This is a genomic window from Bosea beijingensis (assembly GCF_030758975.1).
In the GTDB taxonomy this organism is placed as follows: domain Bacteria; phylum Pseudomonadota; class Alphaproteobacteria; order Rhizobiales; family Beijerinckiaceae; genus Allobosea; species Allobosea beijingensis.
The window spans coordinates 2,444,781-2,468,007 of the sequence record NZ_CP132359.1; the positions used below are offsets into that span (position 1 = coordinate 2,444,781).

The 23,227-nt window shown below is 66.7% G+C and carries 19 protein-coding genes and 1 pseudogene; 10 read left to right on the forward strand and 10 right to left on the reverse strand.

Going from position 1 to position 23,227, the window contains the following annotated elements:
- Positions 1 to 5: 5 nt before the first annotated feature.
- The 3 genes from Q9235_RS11775 to Q9235_RS11785 all read left to right on the forward strand — a co-directional run bounded on the left by Q9235_RS11775 (position 6) and on the right by Q9235_RS11785 (position 2,721).
- Positions 6 to 1,118, forward strand: a complete 1,113-nt coding sequence (locus Q9235_RS11775; RefSeq protein WP_306227432.1) for an ATP phosphoribosyltransferase regulatory subunit — start codon at positions 6 to 8, stop codon at positions 1,116 to 1,118.
- 5 nt (positions 1,119 to 1,123) lie between these two features.
- The gene (gene hisG, locus Q9235_RS11780; RefSeq protein ID WP_306228234.1) at positions 1,124 to 2,101 is read left to right on the forward strand and encodes an ATP phosphoribosyltransferase; all 978 of its coding nucleotides are present in this window, start codon (positions 1,124 to 1,126) and stop codon (positions 2,099 to 2,101) included.
- A gap of 134 nt (positions 2,102 to 2,235) precedes the next feature.
- A complete protein-coding gene (locus Q9235_RS11785; RefSeq protein ID WP_306227434.1) occupies positions 2,236 to 2,721 on the forward strand; it encodes an META domain-containing protein in 486 nt (161 codons plus the stop codon).
- Between the two features lie 96 nt (positions 2,722 to 2,817).
- Here the strand turns inward: Q9235_RS11785 and Q9235_RS11790 are convergent, their stop codons facing one another.
- The 4 genes and pseudogenes from Q9235_RS11790 to groES all read right to left on the reverse strand — a co-directional run bounded on the left by Q9235_RS11790 (position 2,818) and on the right by groES (position 8,527).
- On the reverse strand, positions 2,818 to 4,911 hold the full coding sequence (locus Q9235_RS11790; RefSeq protein ID WP_306227436.1) for an ABC transporter ATP-binding protein/permease: 2,094 nt from the start codon (positions 4,909 to 4,911) through the stop codon (positions 2,818 to 2,820).
- 223 nt (positions 4,912 to 5,134) lie between these two features.
- Complete coding sequence (locus Q9235_RS11795; protein WP_306227438.1) at positions 5,135 to 6,244, reverse strand: branched-chain amino acid ABC transporter substrate-binding protein; 1,110 nt, start codon at positions 6,242 to 6,244, stop codon at positions 5,135 to 5,137.
- 211 nt (positions 6,245 to 6,455) lie between these two features.
- Positions 6,456 to 8,185 (reverse strand): annotated as a pseudogene (gene groL, locus Q9235_RS11800) (chaperonin GroEL).
- Between the two features lie 54 nt (positions 8,186 to 8,239).
- The gene (gene groES / locus Q9235_RS11805) at positions 8,240 to 8,527 is read right to left on the reverse strand and encodes a co-chaperone GroES (protein WP_047576256.1); all 288 of its coding nucleotides are present in this window, start codon (positions 8,525 to 8,527) and stop codon (positions 8,240 to 8,242) included.
- A 229-nt stretch (positions 8,528 to 8,756) separates the two neighbouring features.
- Between groES and Q9235_RS11810 the strand changes: the two genes are divergently transcribed.
- Both Q9235_RS11810 and Q9235_RS11815 read left to right on the forward strand, forming a co-directional pair.
- Positions 8,757 to 9,212 carry a MarR family winged helix-turn-helix transcriptional regulator gene (locus Q9235_RS11810; RefSeq protein ID WP_306227440.1) on the forward strand — a complete coding sequence of 152 codons (456 nt, stop codon included), beginning with the start codon at positions 8,757 to 8,759 and terminating at the stop codon, positions 9,210 to 9,212.
- 68 nt (positions 9,213 to 9,280) lie between these two features.
- Positions 9,281 to 9,760 (forward strand): PaaI family thioesterase, encoded by a 480-nt coding sequence (locus Q9235_RS11815; RefSeq protein WP_306227441.1) that lies wholly within the window; start codon positions 9,281 to 9,283, stop codon positions 9,758 to 9,760.
- A 63-nt stretch (positions 9,761 to 9,823) separates the two neighbouring features.
- Here Q9235_RS11815 and Q9235_RS11820 read toward each other — a convergent pair whose 3' ends face one another.
- The gene (locus Q9235_RS11820) at positions 9,824 to 10,666 is read right to left on the reverse strand and encodes a DMT family transporter (protein ID WP_306227443.1); all 843 of its coding nucleotides are present in this window, start codon (positions 10,664 to 10,666) and stop codon (positions 9,824 to 9,826) included.
- Complete coding sequence (locus tag Q9235_RS11825; protein WP_306227444.1) at positions 10,666 to 11,154, reverse strand: GNAT family N-acetyltransferase; 489 nt, start codon at positions 11,152 to 11,154, stop codon at positions 10,666 to 10,668. Before Q9235_RS11825 ends, Q9235_RS11820 begins: the two co-directional genes overlap by 1 nt.
- Before the next feature lie 217 nt (positions 11,155 to 11,371).
- Between Q9235_RS11825 and Q9235_RS11830 the strand changes: the two genes are divergently transcribed.
- Both Q9235_RS11830 and Q9235_RS11835 read left to right on the forward strand, forming a co-directional pair.
- Complete coding sequence (locus Q9235_RS11830) at positions 11,372 to 12,802, forward strand: lipopolysaccharide biosynthesis protein (RefSeq protein ID WP_306227446.1); 1,431 nt, start codon at positions 11,372 to 11,374, stop codon at positions 12,800 to 12,802.
- A 163-nt stretch (positions 12,803 to 12,965) separates the two neighbouring features.
- A complete protein-coding gene (locus Q9235_RS11835) occupies positions 12,966 to 13,784 on the forward strand; it encodes a L,D-transpeptidase (protein ID WP_422678320.1) in 819 nt (272 codons plus the stop codon).
- Between the two features lie 94 nt (positions 13,785 to 13,878).
- On the opposite strand, the gene Q9235_RS11840 is transcribed toward Q9235_RS11835, so the two are convergent.
- The 3 genes from Q9235_RS11840 to Q9235_RS11850 form a co-directional block, all read right to left on the reverse strand.
- Entirely contained in the window at positions 13,879 to 14,667 is a 789-nt protein-coding gene (locus Q9235_RS11840) for a DUF2076 domain-containing protein (protein WP_306227448.1), read from the reverse strand.
- A 153-nt stretch (positions 14,668 to 14,820) separates the two neighbouring features.
- Positions 14,821 to 15,582 (reverse strand): L,D-transpeptidase, encoded by a 762-nt coding sequence (locus Q9235_RS11845; RefSeq protein WP_306227451.1) that lies wholly within the window; start codon positions 15,580 to 15,582, stop codon positions 14,821 to 14,823.
- Between the two features lie 193 nt (positions 15,583 to 15,775).
- A complete protein-coding gene (locus Q9235_RS11850; protein ID WP_306227453.1) occupies positions 15,776 to 17,182 on the reverse strand; it encodes an MATE family efflux transporter in 1,407 nt (468 codons plus the stop codon).
- A 145-nt stretch (positions 17,183 to 17,327) separates the two neighbouring features.
- Here Q9235_RS11850 and Q9235_RS11855 point away from each other — a divergent pair, with 145 nt between their 5' ends.
- From Q9235_RS11855 to Q9235_RS11865, 3 genes are all read left to right on the forward strand, one after another.
- Entirely contained in the window at positions 17,328 to 18,557 is a 1,230-nt protein-coding gene (locus Q9235_RS11855) for a M20 family metallo-hydrolase (protein ID WP_306227455.1), read from the forward strand.
- A gap of 11 nt (positions 18,558 to 18,568) precedes the next feature.
- Positions 18,569 to 19,981: an amidase gene (locus Q9235_RS11860; RefSeq protein ID WP_306227457.1), complete on the forward strand. Its 1,413-nt coding sequence runs from the start codon at positions 18,569 to 18,571 to the stop codon at positions 19,979 to 19,981.
- 215 nt (positions 19,982 to 20,196) lie between these two features.
- On the forward strand, positions 20,197 to 21,792 hold the full coding sequence (locus Q9235_RS11865; protein ID WP_306227459.1) for an ABC transporter substrate-binding protein: 1,596 nt from the start codon (positions 20,197 to 20,199) through the stop codon (positions 21,790 to 21,792).
- On the opposite strand, the gene Q9235_RS11870 is transcribed toward Q9235_RS11865, so the two are convergent.
- Complete coding sequence (locus Q9235_RS11870; protein WP_306227460.1) at positions 21,779 to 22,930, reverse strand: HAMP domain-containing protein; 1,152 nt, start codon at positions 22,928 to 22,930, stop codon at positions 21,779 to 21,781. The genes Q9235_RS11865 and Q9235_RS11870 overlap by 14 nt on opposite strands.
- Between the last annotated feature and the right edge of the window lie 297 nt (positions 22,931 to 23,227).

The following is a 23,227-nucleotide window of genomic DNA, read 5'->3' on the forward strand; positions in this document are numbered from 1 at the left end:
GAGCCGTGCCCGCAAGCCGCGCCAGCATCGAGACCGTGATCGCGCTCTTCGCCGGCGAGGGTTACGCCCATGCCGAGCCGGCGATCCTGCAGCCGGCGGAATTCTTCCTCGATCTCTCCGGCGAGGATATCCGCCGCCGCATCTTCATGACGCAGGATGCCGATGGCCGCGACTGGTGCCTGCGCCCGGAATACACCATCCCCGTCGCGCTCGATCACATCGCCTCGGGCAAGACCGAGCCGGCGGCCTATGCCTATGCCGGTCCGGTCTTCCGGATGCGCTCCGGCGAGCCCGGCGAATTCCTGCAGGCCGGCCTCGAATCCTTCGGCCGTGACGATTTCACCGCCGCAGATGCAGAGATCATGGCGTTGACCATCGATGCGACCGCCATGCTCGGCCTTAGCGAACCGCGTATCGTCATGGGCGATGTCGCCGTGCTCGGCGCGCTGCTTGACGGGCTCGCCGTGCCGCAGGGCGCTCGCCGACGGCTGGTCCGCGCCGTGGTGCAGGGCAAGGGCGCGGATGCGGTCGACGCGCTCGATCCGCCCGCAGCCGATGGCGATGCGGCCCATGCCGGCCTTCTCAAGGCGCTCGAGGGGCAGGACCCCAAGGCCGCCCGCGCCTTCGTCGAGGATGTGCTCTCGATCGCCGGCATTTCCACTGTCGGTGGGCGATCCGCCGCCGATATCGCCGAGCGCTTCCTGGCGCGTGCCGCCGAGCGGGAGAACCCGGTCAATGGCGACGTCAAGGCGCTGCTGGCGCAGGTACTCGCCGTCTGCGGCGATCCCGATGCGGCCTCGGCCTCGCTGCGCGCACTCGCCGACCAGGCCTCGCTCGATATCGGCCGCCAACTCGATGCCTTCGACGAGCGCACCGGCTTCCTCGCCGCGCGTGGTGTCGATATCGGCGCGATCCGCTTCTCGGCCGGCTTCGCCCGCAATCTCGACTACTACACCGGCTTCATCTTCGAGCTTCACGACACGGCCCGCGGCGACGGGAAGCCTGTTGCCGGCGGCGGCCGCTATGACAACGTCCTCGGGCGCCTCGGCGCGAAACGGCCGTGTCCCGCTGTCGGCGCCTCGCTCTGGCTCGACCGCCTGACGGGAGACGCCGCATGAGCCAGATGCCGGACAACGACGCCCCGCTCGTCCTCGCCGTGCCCTCGAAGGGCCGGCTGCAGGAGAATGCCACCGCCTTCTTCGGCCGGGCCGGGCTGAAATTCGTCAAGTCGCGCGGCGAGCGCGACTATCGCGGCGCCATCGCCGGCGTCGATGGCGCCGAAGTCGCCTTCCTCTCGGCCTCCGAGATCGTCGCACAGCTCTCCTCCGGCGCCGCCCATATCGGCATCACCGGCGAGGACCTCGTCCGCGAGCAGCTTTCGGACGCCGATGCCGCGGTCGAGATGCTGACCCCGCTCGGCTTTGGCCACGCCAATGTCGTCGTCGCCGTGCCACAGGCCTGGATCGACGTGCGCAACATGGCCGATCTCGACGATGTCGCGTCGGCGATGCGGGCACGCCATGGCAAGAAGCTGCGCGTCGCGACGAAATACGTGAACCTGACCCGCCGCTTCTTCGCGCAGCACGGCCTCGCCGACTATCGAATCGTCGAAAGCCTCGGCGCGACCGAGGGCGCGCCGGCCGCCGGCACTGCCGAGATCGTGGTCGATATCACCACGACCGGGGCTACGCTCTCCGCCAATGCGCTGAAGGTGCTCGACGACGGCGTGATGCTGGCCTCCGAAGCCAATCTCGTCGCTTCGATGCAGGCGCCCTGGGGCGAGCGGGCGAAGGCTGCGGCCAAGACCATCCTGTCGCGCATCGCGGCGGAGGAGGAGGGGCGTACGCTCCGCGAGGTCCGCGCCCGGCTGGATCTCGCCCCGGACGCACTGGCTGTGCTGGAAGAGCGCTTCGGCGCCCGCCTGCCGTTCGGCATGCCGGCTGCGGGCACGCCGTTGACGCTGCATTGCCCGGACAAGGCGGTCTTCGCATTGGTCGAGCATCTCGACGGGCTCGGCGCCGACGATATCACCGTCAGTGCTCCGGCCTATGTCTTCCGCCGTGCGAACCGGTTGCTGGAGCGCTTGAACGCTCGCATCTGATGCTGCGCGGCAGCATCGGAATGACGGGATCGCACGCGGTTCAGCCTTGATCCCGAACCAATTGGCCTCTAGGCGTGTTAACCGGTTTGGCGGCACATCGCGTTGCCGTGCGAGTGAATGCGGGTAAGACGATCATGATCCGACGCCTTGGCCTTGCGGCCGTTCTTGCGGCACTGGCCGTACCGATGCTGATGCCGGGTGAAGCGGCGGCGCAGCGGCGTGGGGCGCTGATGTCGCCCGAAGAAAGAGCGGGCGGCGGCACGCCGACCCCGATGCCGCAGCAGGAGAAGACCTTTCCGCTGGGCGCGAGCTGGAGCGTCGTGGCGCTGAACGGCAAGCCGGTCCAGGATCGGCGCGCCACCCTGATGATCGACCAGAACCTGCGCGGCACCGGCTTCGGGGGCTGCAACACCTTCTCGGCCTCCGCCTATCCGCTGCGCCAGCAGGGGCTCGCGGTCGGTCCGATCGCGATTACAAAGCGCAGTTGCGACAAGGGCCTGCTCGATTTCGAGAAGGCGTTCCTGATCGCGCTGCGTGCGGCCCAGAAATGGGACATCGTCAATGGCCGCCTCGTCCTGAAGGGTGGAGCCGGGGAATTGACCCTCAGCCGCTCCCTCTGACGGGCCCTGCCGTCGCCGGAACAGCGCCGCAGGCGGATAAAAAAGGGTCGCGAGAGCGACCCTTTTTCGTTGCGGGGCTAAATGGAGCCGGCTGCCTCAGGCCGCCGGCGATTTCGCGGTCGGCGTCGGCGTGAAGGTGCCGTCGGCATTGGGCTCCATGGTGACGATGGCATCATGCATGGCGCGCAGTGTCGCGCGGTGGCCGATCGAGACGATGCGCGCCTGCGGCAGTTCGCGGTCGATCGTCGCGTAGATCTCGCCTTCCAGCTTCTCGTCGAGCGAGGCGGTCGCCTCGTCCAGGAAGAGCCAGTCCGGCTTGCTCAGGAGCGCGCGCGCGACGGCCAGCCGCTGCTGCTCGCCGCCCGAGAGCCGCTGCCCCCACAGATCGACCTCATCGAGCTTCTCGGCGAGATGGCCGAGCTTGACCTTCTCCATCGCGGCGCGGGTCGCGGCATCGTCATAGGCGCCTTCCTCTGCCGGATAGGCGAGAGCTGCACGGAGCGAGCCCTGCGGCAGATAGGGCCGCTGCGGCAGCAGCATGATCCGGGCGTCCGTGGGAATGCCGACCTTGCCGTCGCCGAAGGGCCAGATGCCGGCGATGGCGCGGAACAGCGTCGACTTGCCCGAGCCGGACGGGCCGATCAGCAGCGTCGAGCGCGTCTTCCCGAGATCGAGCGCGCCGAGCTTCACGATCGGCTTGCCGTTCGGCAGGAGGAGCGTGGCGTCGCGGATATGCAGGCTCTCGTCGCGCGAGGTCTCGCGGCCAAGTGCCTCCTCGCTGATCGTGCCGTGCTTCGCCTCGGCGACGGCCTGCTCGAAGGTCGTCAGACGGCTGATGGCGGCAAGATACTGGGCGATCGAGGAGTAGCTGTTGATGATGAAGGACAGCGCCGTCTGCACCCGGTCGAAGGCGCCCGAGACCTGTTGCAGGATGCCGAGCGTGATTGTGCCGGCGAAGAAATACGGTGCCAGGATGATGGTCGGGACGACCACGCTGGCCTGGTTGTAGGAGAAGGTGAAGGCCGTGAGTTTCAGCCGGCGCCAGACCAGCCGATAGAAGTTCTCGACGATGTCGCGGAAGCGTTGGGCGAGATGGCCGCGCTCGGTCGGCTCGCCGACCATCAGCGCGATCTGCTCGGAATACTCGCGCAGGCGTGCCAGCGCGAAGCGGAAATTCGCCTCGCGCTTCTCCTGCTCGAATTCGAGGCGGATCAGGGGGCGGCCGATGATGTGGGTCAGCCAGGTCGCCGCCGCCGCATAGAAGAACGCCACCCAGAAAATATACCCCGGCACTGCGAAGGAGGTGCCCGGCAGGGTGAAGGCGACGGGGATGTTCCAGAGGATGATCGAGAACGAGACCAGCGTCGAGACCTGCGAGAGCAGGGGCAGTGCGAAATTATAGGTCGAGTTGACGAAGGAGCGCGTGTCTTCGGCGATACGCTGGTCGGGGTTGTCGACGGTGCCGGCCAGCGCGATGCGGTAATGCGTGGCATGGTCGAGCCAGGCCTTCGTGTAGGCGTTCGCCATGAACTGCCGCCAGCGGATCAGGATCGTATAGTTGGCGAACAGCTCGATCAGGTTCGAGACGACCCAGATCGCCGCCCAAGGAACAAAGACCCAGAAGATCTGGTACCAGAACGACGGCGCATCCTTGTTCTGGAGCGCATCGAACATGTCGCGGCTGAAGAAAGAGATTCGGAGCGAGATGCCGACCTGCACCTGGTTCAGCACGATCAGGAAGACGAAGAGCGAGACCGCCAGCGTGCCGAGCCGGATCTTGAACGGCCCGATCGGCCAGAGATTGGCTGTCGTGGTCTCGTCGGATTCGAAATAGGGCGAGGCCAGTCGCGCGATCTTCGCGATCACCGGCACGAAGGAGATCGCGAAGATCAGAATCGCGAAGACGCCGACCGTCGTCGGCAGGCTGGTCGGAATCGGCGGAATGCCGAGTGCTGTCGGCCACCAGCCGAATTGCGCCGCGATCGCGGATGCACCGAACACGAGGTACTCGATCGCAAAGACGCTGGAGAAAATCCGCAGGAAGAAGGGCAGGGCCGGCGAGCGGAAAGTCACCACCGCCAGCAGCAGGCCGACGACGCCCATGCCGATTACGCCGGCCGATCCGGCCTGTTGCCCGACGACCAGCGTGGCGGCCGCCAACAGGGCGACGAGAATGCTCAGCAAGCGCATGGAAGGAAATCCTGGCGGGAGATGGTGAAAGCCACGATTCGGACCATGTCGCAGCGGGAGTGGCCTTTCAATGGCGACGCGCCCGGATGAGCAAATTGTCATCTGGAGGAGAGGTGATGGCGAGGCGCCGATGAGCCGCTGTGCTCTAAACGAAACGCCCCGGACGAGCGGGGCTCGTCCGGGGCGTGAAGTGGCGGGGGCAGGCGGCTTGGCCGCCGGCCGATTACTGCGCGGCGACGATCTTGCCGGCGTCCCACTTGTACATCGAGAAGCTCGGCGAGCTCAGGTCGCCGGTCTTGCCATAGGTCAGCGTGCCGATCGCGGTCTTGACCGGCATGCCGGACTGCAGGGCCTTGGCCGAGCCGTTGGCGTCGCCCGGCTTGCCGGCCTTCTCGATCGCGGCCTTGAGCACTTCGACGGCGGCATAGGCGTTGAGCGTGAAGGCCTCGGGCGGGATGCCCTTCTCCTTCAGCGCTGCGACGGCCTGCGCCGAGTCGGGGTTCTTCAGCGCGTCGGTCGCGTTGGTGAAGAGCGTGCCGGTGGCATGGTCGCCGCCGATCGCCGCGTATTCAGTATTGGACAGGCCCTCGCCGCCGATGATCGTTGCCTTGACGCCGGCATCGGCGAGCTGGCGGGTGAGCAGGCCGCCCTCGGGGTGATAGCCGCCGAAATAGATCAGGTCGACATTGGCTGCCTTCAGGCGCGTCACCACGGCCGAGAGATCCTTGTCGCCGGGATTGACGGTCAGCGCCGCCACTTCCTTGAGCCCGCCGGCATTGATGCCCTTCTGGAAGGCATCGGCCAGGCCCTTGCCGTAGGTGCCCTTGTCATGGACGATCGCGATCTTCTTGTCCTTCAGGTTCTTCAGGACATAGGTCGCGGCGATGTCGGCCTGCTGGTCGTCGCGGCCGCAGGTGCGGAAGACATTGGTCAGGCCGCGCGTCGTCAGCGCCGGCGAGGTCGCGGTCGGCGTCACCATCAGCACGCCGCTCTCCGAGAACACGTCCGAGACCGCCATGGCGACGCCGGAGGTCACCGGGCCGACCACGAACTTGACCTTGTCGCCGACCAGCAGGTTGGCAGCGGAGACGCCCTGCTTCGGATCGCCGGCATCGTCGGCAAGCTTCAGCACCAGCTTCTCGCCGAGCACGCCGCCGGCCTTGTTGATCACGTCGACGGCGGTCTGGGCGCCGTTCTTGACCTGGTCGCCATAGGCGGCGACCGGGCCGGTCAGCGGCGCGACGAGGCCGATGGTGATGTCGGCGCGCGCCATTTGGGACGCGAGCAGCGTCGCGGCGAATGCGACGCCGGTGAGGAATGTGGAGGTTTTCATGGGCCTCTCCGATGATTGCCATTAGGCGCGTCAGAATCCGGCGCGCTTGCCGCTTTTATAGGCGAGGAGACATGGCGGCGGCATGGCAGAGGCGGATCAACGGGGCGCCGTGAACGCATGGCGCACGCGGCGGCTTAGGGAGCTGCATCATCGCCCAACGAAAAAGGCCCGGCTTGCGCCGGGCCTTCCATAGGCTTGATAAGAGGCTGGATCAGAAGTCCATGCCGCCCATGCCGCCGCCGCCCATCGGGGGCATCGGGGCGTCCTTCTTCGGCAGGTCGGCGACCATCGCCTCGGTGGTGATCAGCAGGCCCGCGATCGAAGCCGCGTCCTGGATCGCCGTGCGGACGACCTTGGTCGGGTCGATGATGCCGGCCTTGACCAGATCGCCGTACTCGCCGGTCTGGGCGTTGTAGCCGTAGGTGTAGTCCTTCGACTCCAGCAGCTTGCCGACCACGACCGCGCCGTCATCACCGGCGTTCTCGACGATCTGGCGGGCCGGAGCGGCGATCGCCTTGCGGACGATCTCGACGCCGGTCTTCTGGTCGTCGTTCTGGGTCTTGATGCCCTTGACCGAGGACAGGGCGCGCAGGAGGGCGACGCCGCCGCCCGGCAGGATGCCTTCTTCCACCGCAGCGCGGGTGGCGTTCAGAGCATCGTCGACGCGATCCTTCTTCTCCTTGACCTCGACCTCGGTCGCGCCGCCGACGCGGATGACCGCGACGCCGCCGGCGAGCTTGGCCAGACGCTCCTGGAGCTTCTCACGGTCGTAGTCCGAGGAGGTCTCCTCGATCTGGGCCTTGATCTGGCCGACGCGAGCCTCGATGTCCTTCTTCTTGCCGGCGCCGTCGATGATCGTGGTGTTCTCCTTCTCGATGCGCACGCGCTTGGCGCGGCCGAGCATGTTGAGCGTCACGGTCTCGAGCTTGATGCCGAGGTCTTCCGAGATCATCTGGCCGGCGGTGAGGATCGAGATGTCCTCGAGCATGGCCTTGCGGCGATCGCCGAAGCCCGGAGCCTTGACGGCCGCGACCTTCAGGCCGCCACGGAGCTTGTTGACGACGAGCGTGGCCAGGGCCTCGCCCTCGACGTCCTCGGCGATGATGAGCAGCGGCTTGCCGGTCTGCACGACGGCCTCGAGGATCGGCAGCATCGCCTGGAGCGAGGACAGCTTCTTCTCGAAGACGAGGATGTAGGGGTCGTCGAGCTCGGCGACCATCTTCTCGGAGTTGGTGATGAAGTAGGGCGACAGGTAGCCGCGGTCGAACTGCATGCCCTCGACGACGTCGAGCTCGGTGTCGGCGGTCTTGGCTTCCTCGACGGTGATGACACCCTCGTTGCCGACCTTCTGCATGGCCTTCGAGATCATCTCGCCGACCGACGAGTCGCCATTGGCCGAGATGGTGCCGACCTGCGCGACTTCCGCGTTCGAGGTGACCTTCTTCGAGTTCTTCTTGAGGTCGGCGACAATGGCCTCGACGGCGAGGTCGATGCCGCGCTTCAGGTCCATCGGGTTCATGCCGGCCGCAACCGACTTGGCGCCTTCACGGACGATCGCCTGGGCGAGAACGGTGGCGGTGGTGGTGCCGTCGCCGGCATGGTCGTTCTGGCGCGAAGCGACTTCGCGGACCATCTGGGCGCCCATGTTCTCGAACTTGTCGGAAAGCTCGATCTCCTTGGCGACGGTGACGCCGTCCTTGGTGATGCGCGGAGCGCCGAACGACTTCTCGATCACGACGTTGCGGCCCTTCGGACCNGCTCGATCTCCTTGGCGACGGTGACGCCGTCCTTGGTGATGCGCGGAGCGCCGAACGACTTCTCGATCACGACGTTGCGGCCCTTCGGACCGAGCGTGACCTTCACGGCATTGGCGAGGACATCCACGCCGCGCAGCATCTTGTCGCGGGCTTCAGTGCCGAATTTGACGTCTTTGGCAGCCATGAGAGCTACTCCTTGGACTTGAACTGGAAAATTGCTGGAGAGGTCAGGCGGCTATCAGCCGACGACGCCCATGATGTCGGATTCCTTCATGATCAGGAGGTCCTGACCATCGATCTTGACCTCGGTGCCCGACCACTTGCCGAAGAGGACGCGATCGCCCTTCTTGACGTCGAGGGCAACGAGCTTGCCGGCCTCGTCACGCGCGCCGGAGCCGACGGCGATGACCTCGCCCTCCTGGGGCTTTTCCTTGGCGGTCTCGGGGATGATGATGCCGCCCTTGGTCTTCTCTTCGCTGTCAAGGCGGCGGACCACGACGCGGTCATGCAACGGACGGAACTTCATGGTTCTGTCTTCCTCTCGGTCTTATTCGGTTCGGGCGCCGCGGAAGGGCTCCCGGGGGAGGCTGTTAGCAGTCATCAAGCGAGAGTGCTAACAGATGCCAGCGGAGATAGGCGCGGGGGTGGGGAGAGTCAAGGAAGCACCCCGCGATAAAGTGAACGTCGGCGGATGCGGTGTCGCAGGTCGTTACTGGCCTGCTGGCAGCAGCGCTTGAACACGCTAACATGGCGGAATGACGACGCCCGCGCCCGACCCCCGTCTCGACGCCATCGCCCGCTCCTGCGTCGCGCTGCATGTCCGCATGACCGCGCGTGCCGTGACGCGGGCCTATGACGAGGCGATGCGCCCGAGCGGCCTCAAGATCACTCAGTTCGTGCTGCTTTCGGCGCTCTCGACCGGGCAATGGAAGTCGGTGACCGAGCTGGCCGAGCGCTTCGCGCTGGAGCGGACATCGCTGACGCGCAACCTCCAGCTTCTGGCGGCCGAGGGCATGGTCGAGCCGGTCGAATGCCGCGGACGCGCCTCGGTCTATGCGGTGACCGAGAAGGGCAGGGCCGCGATCGAGGCCGCGATTCCGTACTGGCGGGAGGCGCAGGACAAGATCGAGGGCGGCTTCGGCGAGGAGCGCTGGCGCGAGACCCGCGACGGCCTCAAGGCCCTGCGCCGGGCCGCGCGCGGCGAGCGTTGACGTCACGAAGGTCGTTGACCACCGCTCGTTTCCATCTCTATCGTGCAGATACACGAATGGAGATCTGCATGAAGCGCGCGGTTGGGGTGGTGTCTCGCGAGGAACTGGTCGCGGGCGACGGATTGAGCTTCCTGCGCGGGATCATCGCCGGCACAAACCCGGCACCGCCCTTTGCCGATGCCATGGATTTCGAGCTGGCCGAGGCCGACGAGGGCAGGGTGGTGTTCGTCGGAACGCCGTCACCGCGCTTCTTCAATCCGCTCGGCACGATCCATGGCGGATGGACTGCGACCATTCTCGATTCCGCCATGGCCTGCGCCGCCCATGCGACGCTGAAGCCGGGCGAGGGCTACACCACGCTGGAGATGAAGCTGAACTATGTCCGCCCGGTCATGCCGGATAGCGGCCCGGTGCGCTGCGAAGGCAAGCTGATCCACCGCGGCAACTCGGTGATCACGACGGAGGGCAAGCTGGTCGATGCGCGTGGCAAGCTGCTCGCGCATGGCACCGAGACCTGCCTGGTGTTTCCGGCCAAACCTGAAGCGTGATCTGAGCCGGTTGAATCAATCTGGCCACGCTCGCCTTCAAGCCTCTGACGACGAAAGCATTCCCTAACGTCGGCTGACGGCGATGGCTCCCGCGACGATCAGCAGCGCGCCGGCATAAGTCGTGTAGAGCGGCACCTCGCCGAAGACGAAGAAGCCGAGCAGGCTTGCCCAGATCAGCGCCGTGTATTCGATCGGGGCCAGCCGCGAGGCCGCGGCCCGCGCATAGGCCGAGGTCAGTGTCAGGTGACCGGCGACGCCGAGCGCGCCCGCGAAGAGATAAGCCGCGAGATCCGTCCAGGTCATCGGCACGAAGGCGAGCGCTGCCGGAATGGCGAGGCACACCGCCGGTCCGACATTCTGGAAGGCGACGATGACGGTCGGGTGCTCCTTGAGTGCGATGCGCCTGAGCAGGATCAGGTTGAAGGCGTAGCTCACCGCCGAGAACAGTGCAGCGGCGACGCCGAGCCCGGCGCCGCTGACATGGCCCTGCAGCCGCGGCCAGACCATCACCAGCATGCCGGCGATCCCGAAGCCGAGCGCCTGCAGGATGCGCCTGTCGATTTTCTCCTTGAGCAGCAGCCCGCCGAGCAGGGCGACGAAGACCGGCGCCAGGAAGGAGAGTGTCAGCGCCTCCGCCAGCGGCAGCACCGAGACCGAGTAGAAGAAGCTGCTGGCTGTCAGCACGACCAGCGGAATCCGCGCCAGGTTGCCGATGAGGCTGGTCTGCGTCGGCCGGGGAGGGCGGGCGATGGCGAGCACGATCAGCGCGCAGATGCCGCCCATCACGAAGCGCATGAACAGCGCCACGATGAAGGGATGCTGCTGCATCTGGCCTTTGATCACGCCGTCCATGGCGGTGAGCAGGGCGATGCCGAGCGCGGCCCGGAAAGCGACGGAGAGCGTCATCAGCCGCCGCGAAGCGGCTTGCGGAAATGGTACTCCCAGCTTTCCGAGACATCGCCCAGGTAGCGCTCGCCCGGCCAGCGCAAGAAGCCGAGCTTCTCGTAGAAGCGATGGCCGCGGCTGAAGCGCGTATCCGACCACAGCGTCATTTCGGCGAAACCGCCCTGTTCTGCGAAGTTCAAGGCTTTGGCGAAGAGGGTCTGCGCCAGCCCGGCACCGCGAAAGGCGGGGTCGACATAGACCTTGGCGAGCTCGACGGCGTTCTGCCCGGATACCGGCATGACGCCGAGCGAGCCGGCGATGCGCCCCGCCGCCCCGTCCACGATCCAGAGCACGCCGCCCTTGGCTGCGAAATAGGAAGCCGGCCGGCGCAATTCGGGCAGCTCTTCCTCGACGAAGACACAGCCCGGATACTCGGCGAAGCTCGCCGCGATGAGGGCGGAAAGCGGGCCGGAATCGTCGTCGCGGGCAAGCCGGATAGGCGAGGTCATGATGCTTGCCTTAGGGGCAAAATCCATCGTCGTACAGATGCGGAAATGGCAGCGCCCAATGCCGTGGCAGCAGGGCGGGCGGGAGCGGTTTCGCAGCTTCCCCTTGGAAATATCGTCCCGTCCGGTTACCCCGGCGCGAGAGGGCTGCGCGGCTGGCTTGAGTCGCGTGGTTCGACCGTGGCAACCCGGAAGATCGGGGCGGAGTGGCGAAGGCACGATGACCGTTCTTCTGCCCTTCATCGTCAATGCCGGGCTGAATTTCGTCCTTGGGCTACTCGTCGCCCTGTTCCTCGGCCCGGAAGCCTTCGGGCTCTATGCCATCGGCGCCGCCACCGTCGTGCTCGTCAATACGGCGCTGCTCGATTGGCTGAAGATCTCCGTCGTTAGGTTCTATTCGCTCCAGAGCCGCGAGAGCGACCCCGGCATCCGCGCGACGCTCGACCTGCTCTTCGCTGGCGTCGTCCTGTCGCTCTCGGCGCTTCTGGCGGCGTCCATGCTCGCGGGCATCGATACCGGCCTGCCGGCGGCGCTGCTGATGGTCTCGGTCGCGGGCGGCATCGCCGCCGGCTGGTTCGACTATCACGCGGCCATCGCCCGCGCCCGTTTCCTCGATGCGGCCTATGCCCGGCTTGTCCTCGTCCGCAGCATCGCGGCCTTACTGTTGATGGTCGGCGGCGCCTGGTGGACCCGTGATCCCACCATCGTCCTGCTTGGCGGCGTGCTCAGCGCGGTCGCGTCGGTCCTCGCCAATCGCGGCCGGCTGGCGGATGCCAAACCGGTATCGGGCACGCTGCGGACCGACCTGATGCGTGGCTTTGCGCGCTATGCCCTGCCGCTGGTCGCGGGCAATGCGGTCTATGCCGCGATCCCGCTCATCAACCGCGCCATCCTGGCCGACAGCAACGGCTTTGCCGAGGCCGGCTATTTCTCGCTGGCCTCGGATATCGGCCTGCGGCTCTTCCCAGTGTTGGCCTCGATGCTCGAGATCGTGCTGCTGCGCGAGGTCATCCGCCTCGACGAGACGCGCGGGCGCGTCGCGGCGCAGAAGCGCATCGCACGCAACATGATCGTCGTCGTCGCTTGCGTGCTTCCGGTCGGGCTCGGTTTCTGGCTGATCCTGCCGGCCTTCGAACGGCTCTTCGTCCCGCAGGGCTTCCGCGGCCATTTCGCCGATCATATGGCGCTGCTTCTGCCGGGTTTCGCCGCGATCGCGCTGTTCCAGGCGGCGCTCGCACCCGTCTTTCTGCTGGAGAAGCGGACGCTCATCGCCGCGCTCGCCGCCCTGACGGGGCTGGCAGTCAATCTCATCATCATCCTCGCTCTGCCCGGGGTGCTTGCGCCGACGACGGTCTCGGTCGCGCAGAGCGCTGCGTATCTGACGGCGCTGCTGGTTACCGCTGCGGTGGCGCTGCGCGCGCTTCCGGTCCTGCCGCCTTTGCGCGAGATCGGTTGCGTCGTCGCTGCCGGCGCCGCGATGGGGCTGGCGATCTGGCCCTTGCGCGGCACGCTTCCTGCGACGCTGGAACTGCCGCTCCAGATCGTGCTCGGCGGGCTGGTCTACGCGGCGGTGATCCTGGCCTGCGATGTCGGCCGCTGGCGCACCGGCCTGAAGCTGCGCTGGCTGGCCCGGCGCTCGGCGCGCCGGTGAGACGGCAAGGTTTCCTTCACCCTGTCGCTTGACGGCTCGCTAAGGTTAATTCCGCGAATTGCCCGGTTTAACGCCGGTTTTCGCCCTGAAGAGTCAACGATTCACAATTCCTTTGAGGGCGCGCCGCAGGCTCCCCGGCAGTCGATGTCGAGAGTATTGCGTCATGCGTCGAAAGATTGCTCTTCCACTCCTCGCGCTTGCCGGAGCCCTGGCCGCGGCCGGCCCGGCCTTCGCGCAGGGCTACCGCCAGAACTACGGCTATGCCGCCCCGAACGACCCGATGGCGGGTGGCGGCGGTCGCGGCAATTACGGCGGCGGCTTCATCGAGATGCTGATGACCGGTCGCGATCCGACGCCTTATGGCCGTGGCAGTGCGGTCTATAACCGCCCGGGCGGCCATGCCTATGGCCAGCGCATGCAGCCGCAGGGTAGCTACGAGGTCGATCCGTTCGAGGCGGCGCGCCAGCCACGTGCCACGCGCCGCGTGGCCACGCTCGGCGAGCCGGTCGAGCCGCAGCAGGGCATCCAGCAAATCGTCGACCCGCGCTTTCGCAAGCAGGAAGTCGCCTATGACGGCCCGCAAAAGCCGGGCACGATCATCATCGACACGCCGCAGCGCTTCCTCTTCCTGGTGCAGCCGGGCGGCCGGGCCACGCGCTACGGCATCGGCGTCGGCCGGCCGGGCTTCTCCTGGGCCGGCATGAAGACGATCACCCGCAAGGCGGAATGGCCGAGCTGGACGCCCCCGGCTGAGATGCTGAAGCGCCGGCCGGACCTGCCGCGCTTCATGACCGGCGGCCCCGACAATCCGATGGGCGCGCGCGCCATGTATCTGGGCACGACGCTCTATCGCATCCACGGCACCAGCGAGCCGAACACGATCGGGCAGGCGGTGTCCTCGGGCTGCATCCGCATGACCAATGACGACGTGACCGATCTCTACGAGCGGGTTCGTGTCGGCGCGAAGGTGCTGGTGATCTGAGGTCCGTCCTCATTCGCTATTCATGAAAAACGGCGGCTCGCCAGGCGAGCCGCCGTTTGCATTTCATCCGGCGGACAAGACCGGGTGGCGGTTATCAGACCCAGCTATCGTCGTCCGCGCCGCCATCGTCGAAGCCGGCGCCGGCGTCGTCATAGCTCGCGTTCTGATAGCTGGCCTCGCCGTCGTAGCCCTGGCTGTAGCCGCTATCCTGCGCGGTCTGGTCGGCTGCGGGCTGGGCGCTCGCGCTCTGGTCGGCCGCCGCCTGCTGTGGCGCCGCCGGTGTCGCGCTGGAGTTCGCGCCGGTGTCGCTCGCGGTCTGGGCCGCGGGCTTGCTGCCGCCACCGAAGGCGTTGGTCAGCACATTGCCGAGCATCATGCCGCCGGCGACGCCGGCCGCGGTGGTCAGCGCACTCGCCATGAAGCCGCCGCCACGGGCCTGCTGCTGCGGCTGGTTGCTCCACGGGCCGGGCTGGCCTTGCGCCTGCATGGGCTGGCCCGGCGCGCTCTGCGCCTGCGTGTTCCAGGCGCCGGACGGCGCGGCGGCGTCAGTGCGTGGCGGCACGGGCGGAACCGTCCCGGTGCGCGGCACGGAGCCGCCGCCGAAGATGCCGGACAGGAACCCGCCGGCCTGCGGTTGTGCCGCTTCGCTGGCGCGGTTCTGGGCTTCGCGCAACTGCGCCTGCAGGCTCTCGACCTGCTGGTTCAGGTTGGCCAGCGCCTGCTCCTGCACATAGACCGCCTGGGCCATGGCATAGGGCGCATAGGGCTGCTCGCGCAGGCGTTCCGCGATGAAATTCTCAGCCTCGGGGTCGCGGGGCTGATTGGCCGCCTGCCGAAGGCGATCGAAAATCCCGGCGATCACGTCGCGTTCTTGCGGCGTCATCGTCATCTCCTCTCGTTGAGCGGCGCGGTTGCGCCGCGCTCAAGAGGTGGGATCGGCCTGTGACGGTATCAAGGCGGTGCCCGGGGAAACAGATCGGCCCGGAAGGTGCGTTCCACCTTCCGGGCCGATGCAAGGGCGAATATCGGGTCGCCGTCAGATGTTGCCGAGATCGTCGTCCGGCGGCGGCATCTCGTCGACCTCGGACGGAGCCTGCAGGGTACCGCGGTTGAGCACCACGACGGTCGTGCCGGTCGGCACGCGGTTGAAGAGATCGATGATGTCCTGGTTGAACATGCGGATGCAGCCCGACGACACCGACTTGCCGATCGACCACGGCTCGGAGGTGCCATGGATGCGGTAGAGCGTGTCGCGGCCACCCTGGTAGAGATAGAGCGCGCGGGCGCCGAGCGGATTCTCGAGGCCGCCCTCCATGCCGCCGGCCCAGGGGCGGTTCCGCTCCGGCTCGCGGGCGATCATCGCCGGGGTCGGGGTCCAGCGCGGCCACTGCGCCTTGCGGGCGACGGTCGCGCGGCCCCGCCAGGACATGCCCTGCTTGCCGACTCCGATGCCGTAGCGGACGGCGCGGCCACCCTCCATCACGTGATAGAGGTAGCGGTTGTCGGTATCGACGACGATCGTGCCGGGCTGTTCGCGGGTCGGGTAGGAGACGATACGGCGCAGGAACTGCGGATCGACTTCGGACAGATCGGTCGCGGGCAGCGGATGCTTCTCATCCGGGCGCTCGCCATACATCGCCAGATATTCGGCGCTGATATTCGGGCCTTGGTAAGCTGCGGCCTCGATCGGCTGCTGGCGCTGGCTGACGCAGGCCGCGAGGAAAAGTGGGCTGAGAGCCGCAAAGAGGCGGCGGGTCGGCCGGGCGAGGGGGGAGGCGGGCGGGCGGGCGGAGGACATCGACGGACAACTCGGCGTTACGGGCATGGATGAACGGCGGAACGGCGCCGTGGTTCCATGCGCCGGTGACGATCCTGTTGAAGGTTGCGGAGATGGCCTTGGGGTGAACAGGAGATGGCGAAATTGTGTCCGTGAAATGCTGTTGCCGTTCGGCAACAGGCGGATAAGCCGCTCGGAAACACTCGCTGACAGGTCAGGCCGCCTCCCGCAGCCCCCATTTCAGCAGTCCCAGCCTTTCGCGGGCCCGCCAGCGCCAGAGCATCAGCGCGGCGACGATCGAGAGCCCGATCACCAGCCCGATCCAGATGCCGCGGCCGGCGAGCGGCGTCATGAAGCCGAGCACGGCCGAAAGCGGCAGGCCGATGCCCCAATAGCCGATGCCGGCGAAGATCATCGGCAGGCGCGTGTCGCCGAGGCCGCGCAGGATCGACGAGCCGATGACCTGAGCCCCGTCGGCGATCTGGAAGATCGCGCCATAGAACAGGAACACCACGGCGATCTGGACCACAGCCTCGGCGCCCGGCTTCGAGCGGTCGAGGAAGGGCGCGATCAGCCAGTGCGGCACGGTCGCCATCAGGAGCGCCGTGAAGCACATGAAGCTCAGGGCCAGGATCAGCGCCATCATGCCGGCGCGCCGGATGCCCTCCTTGTCGCCGGAGCCGAAAGCACGCCCGACCCGCACGGTGCCGGCCTGGCCGATGCCGAGCGGCACCATGAAGGCGAGCGAGGCGATCTGGATCGCGATGGCATGGGCCGCGAGCGCGGTCGACCCGATCAAACCCATCATGAAGGCTGCGCCGTAGAAGATCAGAGACTCGAAGGAGAGTGTCAGCGAGATCGGCAGGCCCATGCGCCAGAAGGCGCGGTAGCGCGTCCAGTCCGGCACCCAGAAGCGGCCGAACACCTGATAGCGCCGGAAGCGCCGGTCGAGCGAGACGACGAGCGCAAGGCCGAGGAACATCAGCGCCGAGGACAAGGCCGTCGCCAGTCCCGAGCCGGGCAGGCCGAGCGCCGGGAAGCCGAGATTCCCGAACATCAGGCACCAGTTGGCGAAGGCGTTGAACGCCACCGCGACGAGCACGACGATGAAGGCCCAGCGCGGCCGTTGCAGCGCGGCGACGAAGCCGCGCAGGCACAGATAGAGAAAGAAGGGCAGCAGGCCCCATTGCAGCGTGTGTATATAGGACGCCGCCGCCTTCGACAGGGCGGGGTCCTGTCCCATCGCCCTCAGGATGAACTCGGCCTGCCAGAGGAAGAGCCACATCGGCCCGACCATGGTCGCGGCAGCCCAGAAACCCTGCCGCACCGTGCGGCGCAGGTCGCGCACCGCATGCCTGTTGCGGCCGAGCTCGATCGCGATCATCGGCGAGACCGCGCCCATCGCGCCGATGCCGAAGATCAGCGCGGCATTATAGAGATTGGTGCCGAGCGCGCCGGCCGCCAGCGCATCCGGGCCGAACTGACCCATCATGATGACATCGGTCGCCGTCATCGCCGTCTGCGCGACATTGGTCAGCACCATCGGCCAGCTGAGGGCCAGCATGGCGCGGGCTTCCCCGAGCCAGGAATGATGCGGGCGGGTTGCGGCGATCTCGGACATGGGGCGCCGCTTCTACCGCCGATCGATGGATCGAAATAGCGGGTATCACGCGCTCCACCGTCCGGAGCCGATGCGCTGGACGCGGGTCGACAAGCGCCGCGGCGGTCTGCATCTTGCCTGGGCAATTGCTGGAGGGCCTGCACCGATGAGCACCAATCTGAGGATCGACGGCGCGAGATTGACCTCGCGTCTGGCGGAGCTCTCCAAGATCGGTGCGACGCCGGAAGGCGGCTGCCGCCGTCTTGCCCTGACCGACGAGGACAAGCAGGGGCGTGACTGGCTCGTCGCGCAAATGAAGGCGCTCGGGCTCGATACCCGCGTCGATGCGATCGGCAACATCGTCGGCATCCTGAAGGGTCAACAGGACGGCCCGGCCGTCATCATGGGTTCGCATATCGACACGGTCGGCACCGGCGGACGCTTCGACGGAGCGCTCGGCGTCGTCGCCGGTGTCGAGGTGCTCGCCGCCCTGCGCGATGCCGGTCTGACGCCGAAGCGCGACATGGCGGTGATCGCCTTCACCAACGAGGAGGGCGCGCGCTTCCATCCCGATATGCTCGGCTCCTATGTCTGGGCCGGCGGCATGAGCGTCGAGGCGGCGCATGCGGAAGTCGATTCCGACGGCGTCGGGCTCGGCGCCGAACTGAAGCGCATCGGCTACGAGGGCTTGGAGAAGCCGGGCTTCCTGCCGGCCCATGCCTATATCGAAATGCATATCGAGCAGGGGCCGGTGCTTGAGAACGAAGGCGGCGGGCTCGGCGCCGTCACCGGCATTCAGGCCATCTGCTGGCTCGAACTCACTCTGAAGGGCCGCCCGAGCCATGCCGGCACGACCCCGATGGCCTATCGCAAGGATCCCGGCCTCGCAGCGGCGCGCATCAACATCTTCGCTAACGAGCTGACCAAGACGATTCCGAACCAGCTCGCCAATAGCGGTGTCATCCGCGTCCAGCCCGGCAACGTCAATGTGGTGCCCGAGACCGTGGTGATGACGCTCGATCTGCGCAATCCGCTCGACCAGCCGCTGGCCCAGGCCGAGGCCGCGGTGCGCGCCTTCTGCGCCGAGCTCGCCGGGCGCGACGGTATCGAGATCTCCTTCCGCGACCTCGCCCGCTTCCCGGCGACGCCCTTCGCCGAGGAACTGATCGCCGAGGTCGAGCGCAGCGCCGGCGAGTTCGGTCTGCCGATCCGCCGCATGATCTCCGGCGCCGGCCACGACGCCCAGATGATGGCGCGGCTCTGCCCGACGGCGATGGTGTTCATCCCCTCGATCGGTGGGCTCTCGCACAATCCGGCCGAGTTCAGCACCGACGACGACATGGTCGCTGGCGCCAATATCCTGCTCACCACCGCCTGGCGCGTCGCCAACGCCTGAGAGGTTCCCGCATGACGACGATCGCCTCGCTTTCCGCCGCCGAGCTCGGCCCGCTCTATGCCAGCAAGCAGCTCTCCCCCGTCGAGGTCGCGAAGGACACGCTCGCCCGCATCGAGCGCTTCGAGCCCGCGGTCAACGCCTTCGCCGTCCGCGACGAGGCGGTGACGCTTGCCATGGCCGAAGCCTCGCAGGCGCGCTGGCTGAAGGGCGAAGCGATCGGCCCGCTCGATGGCGTACCCGTCACCATCAAGGACAATCTCGGCGTCGCTGGCTGGTCGATGCAGCGAGGCTCGGCCATTGCATCGGATGCGCCCTTTCCGGAGGATTCCCCGGTCACGGCGCGTCTGCGCGAGGCCGGCACGGTCTTCCTCGGCAAGACCACCATGCCGGAATATGGCTGGAAGGGCGTCGGCGATTCGCCCGCGACCGGCATCACCCGCAATCCCTGGAACACCGGCACGGGGCCCGGAGGCTCGTCCTCGGGCGCCGCGGTCTGCGCCGCGCTCAATCTCGGCTGCATCCATATCGGTACGGACGGGGCGGGCTCCGTACGCATTCCCGCGGCCTTCACCGGCGTCGTCGGCCTGAAGCCGAGCTATGGCCGCGTCCCGGCCTGGCCGATCTCGGTCATGGGCTTCCTCGCCCATCTCGGGCCGCTGACCCGCACCGTCATGGATACGGCGCTGGCCATGAAAGCGATCGGCCAGCCCGATGCGCGCGACATGACGGCGCTGCTCGATCGCCCCCCGGATTATGTCGATGGCTTGAAGGGCAGCATGCGGGGCTTGCGTGTCGCCTGGTCGCCGCGTCTCGGCCAGAACGTGACCGTCGATCCCGAGATCGCCGCCCTGACAGCGGCTGCCGCGCAGGCTTTCGCCGAACTCGGCGCGACCGTTGAAGAGGTCGATCCCGGCTTCGACGATCCCATCGACATCCTGATGACGCTCTGGTCATCCGGCGCCGCGCTGGCGTTGAAGAACATCGATGCCGGCGGCCGCAGGCAGATGGATCCCGGCCTCGTCGCAGTGGCGGAGCAGGGCGAGCGCATCCCGGCCTCGGCCTATGTCGATGCGCTCCTGAACCAGCGCAATGCGCTGGCCTACAAGATGGCGCAGTTCCACCAGCAATACGACCTGCTGCTGACGCCGACCTTACCGCTGCCGGCCTTCGCTGTGGGACGCGATACGCCCGGGCACGGCGCTTATGGCGAGGACTGGACGCGCTGGACGCCCTTCACCTACCCCTTCAACATCACCGAGCAGCCGGCGGTCTCGGTGCCTTGCGGCCTGACGAAAGCGGGCCTGCCTGCCGGCCTCCAGATCGTCGGCGCCTTCGGCAAGGATGCGCTCGTGCTGCGGGCCGCCGCGGCCTTCGAGCAGGCGCGGCCCTTCGCCCGTGTGGATGAACCGGTCAAACCGATTTAGGCGCAAGATTTTTTCGCTTTTCCCGGAACCGGCCGAAAAGGCCCGCCCGGGAGCCGAAACACCGGGTTCTCCCCCGAAAGTTCCGTCTGGCACGAACCGTGCAGGCGGTTCGGCTGCCTCAATCGGATGCTGCTGCGTGTTGTCAGGCGGATTTTTTCTGCCCAAACTCGCGCCAAGGCAGCCCGCTCAGAGGCGCCGCTTCAGGGGAGAGCGACATGGATCGCAGGACGTTTCTGAAATCCGCGACGGGCGCCGGCATGGCCGCCGCGACCGGTGGGCTGGCGATGCCGGCCCTCGCGCAAAGTCCAGCCAAGACCCTACGCTTCGTACCGCAGGCCAACCTCGCCAATTTCGACCCGATCTGGGGAACGCAATACGTCGTCCGCAACGCGGCGGCGCTGGTCTGGGACACGCTTTACGGCATCGACTCGAAGTTCCAGCCTCAGCGCCAGATGGTCGAGAGCGAGGAGGTCTCCTCCGACGGCCTGAACTGGACCTTCAAGCTGCGCTCCGGCCTCAAGTTCCATGACGGCACGCCGGTCACCTCCAAGGACGTCGTCGCGAGCCTCGTGCGCTGGTCGGCGCGCGATCCGATGGGCCTGATGCTCCGCGCCATCCAGGTCGAACTTGCCCCCGTCGACGAACTGACCTGGAAATGGTCGCTGAAGCAGCCCTTCCCGAAGCTGCTGCTGGCGCTGGCCAAGAACAATGCGCCCTGTTCCTTCGTGATGCCGGAGCGCATCGCCAAGACTGACCCGTTCACGCAGATCACCGAATATATCGGCTCCGGCCCGATGAAGTTCATGCGCAACGACTGGGTGCCCGGCGCCAAGGCGGTGTTCGAGAAATTCGCGGATTACAAGCCGCGCTCCGAAAAGGCGGACTGGCTTGCCGGTGGCAAGAACATCCTCGTCGACCGCGTCGAATGGGTCATCATGCCCGATGCGGCGACCGCCGCCGCCGCGCTCCAGAACGGCGAGGTCGACTGGTGGGAAACACCGCTCGCCGATCTCGTGCCGGTGCTGAAGGGCCACAAGGACATCAATGTCGATATCGGCGATCCCCTTGGCAATGTCGGCGCCTTCCGCATGAACCACCTCTTCCCGCCCTTCAACAACGTGAAGGTGCGCCAGGCCGTGCTGACGGCGCTGAACCAGGAAGACTACATGCGCGCGGTCGTCGGCGACGACGACAAGCTCTGGAAGCCGCTGCCGGGCTTCTTCACCCCGGGCACGCCGCTCTACACCGAGGAAGGCGGCGACATCCTGAAGAAGCGCAATGTCGCCGAGGCGAAGAAGCTCCTCGCCGAGGCCGGCTACAAGGGCGAGCCGGTGGTCTGCGTCGTCGCGCAGGACATGGCCGCGACCAAGTCGATGGGCGACGTCACCGCCTCGCTGCTCAAGAGCATCGGCATGAACGTCGATTTCGTCGCCACCGACTGGGGCACTGTCGGCTCCCGCCGCGCCCAGAAGACGCCTCCGGGCCAGGGCGGCTGGAGCATGTTCCACACCTGGCATGCCGGCGCCGACTGCATCAATCCGGCCGCCTACACCGCGATCCGCGCCAATGGCGACAAGGCCTGGTTCGGCTGGCCGGATGTCCCTTCGGTCGAGACCGAGGTCACCAACTGGTTCAATGCCAAGGACCTCGCCGAGGAGAAGGCGGCGATGGGCCGGCTCAACAAGGCCGCGGTCGAGAACGTCGTCTTCGCGCCGACCGGCTTCTATCTCGGCTACCAGGCCTGGCGGAAGAATGTCACCGGCGTGGTCAGCGGCCCGCTACCGTTCTTCTGGGACGTCAGGAAGGGCTGATCGCTCCGCGCTCCCGGAGCGGCAGGACCGCTCCGCTGCCCCGCTTCGCCGCGACCCGGAAGAAATCCGGGCCGCGGCTCCGGATACGCTGTGAACGAGGTCCCACGGCCACATGCTCGCATTTGTTATCAGGCGCATTGTCACGAGTCGTCGCCCCGTCGACAACCGCGTTGATCTCGTTGATGCCGGCCACCAGCCGCTGCATCTGCTCGTCGGCATCCTGGATCTGAAGGCGCGCCGAGAAATCGCCGGCCGCTGCGGCCGCGACGACCTCGCCAACATCCGAGACCACCGCTTCCATCGACTGGGCCCGGGCGAGACGCGCTGCGGCGGAAGCCCTCTCCTGCTCCTGCAGCAGGGCGACCTTCTCGGTGCTTTCACGCAACACTGAAACCGCACGCGCCATGGCGCCGATCTCGTCGGGGCGCTCGGAATGGGGGACGTCGATCCGGGTGTCGCCGGCGGTCAGCTTCTCCATGACCTGGCTGAGGTCGAGGATCGGACGGGTGATCGAACGCTGTGCGAAGACGAGCGCGACGCCGACCGAGACCAGAAGCGTCGCCAGCAGCACGATGGGCATCAGCCACTGGATCTGCTGCGTGAAGGCGGTCGCCTCATCGCCGACGGTGATGCCGGCCTTCTCGATACGTTGGCTAAAGCCGATCAGGAGATCATTGAGAGCCTTGCGATTGGCGCGATTGGCTTCGTTATTGCCCTGTTCGTTCGCCGCGGCCGGCGAAACCTCACGACCGAGGCGCGCAGTTTCCGTCCGGAACGTGATGAACTCCTCGACGGCCTTGGCAATCTGGCCAACTGTCGCGCGTTCTTCCGCGGGAGCGATTTTCTGCAGCTCGGCGCTGAACCTGCGCAGAATCGGAAAGCGATCCTCGATCCCTTTGGCGTAAGTCTGCGCTTCCTGCGGTGTCTTGGCCATGTAGACGCCACGTGATTCCATCACCACGGCAGTCACCACGCCATTGATCTGCTGTGTAACGAGAGCGACGTTGCCTTGAAGCTGAGAGCGCGTGTTCAGGTCATCAGCCTTTTGCAGGCCATAGATACTGATGATCGCCGACAGGATGGCGCCGCCGGCGACGATGGCCAGCATGGCAAGGATTTTCAGCCGGATGGATTTCATGATGACGCCCCGAGGCGGCTTCCCCCACAATGGAAACCGTTCCAAAGTCCGACCATTGGGCGTTAATGATAAAAAACTGCTTAAAAGGTTAGGGTCACGGCGATGCGCTGCTCTGCTGGCGGTGCCTTAAGGCAGAGAAAAGTCTCTCGTGCGGTGCTGCCGAGCTGATCCTTCAATCATTTCGAGGGGCTCGTCGAAATCCGGAATTCAACTTCAAGTGAAGAGGATGACTCAAGGTTAAGTTGTATGTCTCCTCGTGTCTCCGTCCGAGGGGCATGTCGGCTCACCCCTTGATAG

What these genes read in the sequence shown, in the direction of transcription:
- Q9235_RS11815 (WP_306227441.1), top strand. Translation starts at nt 9,281, where the DNA reads ATGAAGCGCGCGGTTGGGGTGGTGTCTCGCGAGGAACTGGTCGCGGGC.
- Q9235_RS11785 (WP_306227434.1), top strand. Translation starts at nt 2,236, where the DNA reads ATGATCCGACGCCTTGGCCTTGCGGCCGTTCTTGCGGCACTGGCCGTA.
- Q9235_RS11865 (WP_306227459.1), top strand. Translation starts at nt 20,197, where the DNA reads ATGGATCGCAGGACGTTTCTGAAATCCGCGACGGGCGCCGGCATGGCC.
- Q9235_RS11850 (WP_306227453.1), bottom strand. Translation starts at nt 17,182, where the DNA reads ATGTCCGAGATCGCCGCAACCCGCCCGCATCATTCCTGGCTCGGGGAA.
- Q9235_RS11810 (WP_306227440.1), top strand. Translation starts at nt 8,757, where the DNA reads ATGACGACGCCCGCGCCCGACCCCCGTCTCGACGCCATCGCCCGCTCC.
- Q9235_RS11835 (WP_422678320.1), top strand. Translation starts at nt 12,966, where the DNA reads ATGCGTCGAAAGATTGCTCTTCCACTCCTCGCGCTTGCCGGAGCCCTG.
- Q9235_RS11790 (WP_306227436.1), bottom strand. Translation starts at nt 4,911, where the DNA reads ATGCGCTTGCTGAGCATTCTCGTCGCCCTGTTGGCGGCCGCCACGCTG.
- Q9235_RS11840 (WP_306227448.1), bottom strand. Translation starts at nt 14,667, where the DNA reads ATGACGCCGCAAGAACGCGACGTGATCGCCGGGATTTTCGATCGCCTT.
- Q9235_RS11855 (WP_306227455.1), top strand. Translation starts at nt 17,328, where the DNA reads ATGAGCACCAATCTGAGGATCGACGGCGCGAGATTGACCTCGCGTCTG.
- Q9235_RS11825 (WP_306227444.1), bottom strand. Translation starts at nt 11,154, where the DNA reads ATGACCTCGCCTATCCGGCTTGCCCGCGACGACGATTCCGGCCCGCTT.
- Q9235_RS11845 (WP_306227451.1), bottom strand. Translation starts at nt 15,582, where the DNA reads ATGTCCTCCGCCCGCCCGCCCGCCTCCCCCCTCGCCCGGCCGACCCGC.
- Q9235_RS11795 (WP_306227438.1), bottom strand. Translation starts at nt 6,244, where the DNA reads ATGAAAACCTCCACATTCCTCACCGGCGTCGCATTCGCCGCGACGCTG.
- groES (WP_047576256.1), bottom strand. Translation starts at nt 8,527, where the DNA reads ATGAAGTTCCGTCCGTTGCATGACCGCGTCGTGGTCCGCCGCCTTGAC.
- Q9235_RS11860 (WP_306227457.1), top strand. Translation starts at nt 18,569, where the DNA reads ATGACGACGATCGCCTCGCTTTCCGCCGCCGAGCTCGGCCCGCTCTAT.
- hisG (WP_306228234.1), top strand. Translation starts at nt 1,124, where the DNA reads ATGCCGGACAACGACGCCCCGCTCGTCCTCGCCGTGCCCTCGAAGGGC.
- Q9235_RS11820 (WP_306227443.1), bottom strand. Translation starts at nt 10,666, where the DNA reads ATGACGCTCTCCGTCGCTTTCCGGGCCGCGCTCGGCATCGCCCTGCTC.
- Q9235_RS11830 (WP_306227446.1), top strand. Translation starts at nt 11,372, where the DNA reads ATGACCGTTCTTCTGCCCTTCATCGTCAATGCCGGGCTGAATTTCGTC.
- Q9235_RS11870 (WP_306227460.1), bottom strand. Translation starts at nt 22,930, where the DNA reads ATGAAATCCATCCGGCTGAAAATCCTTGCCATGCTGGCCATCGTCGCC.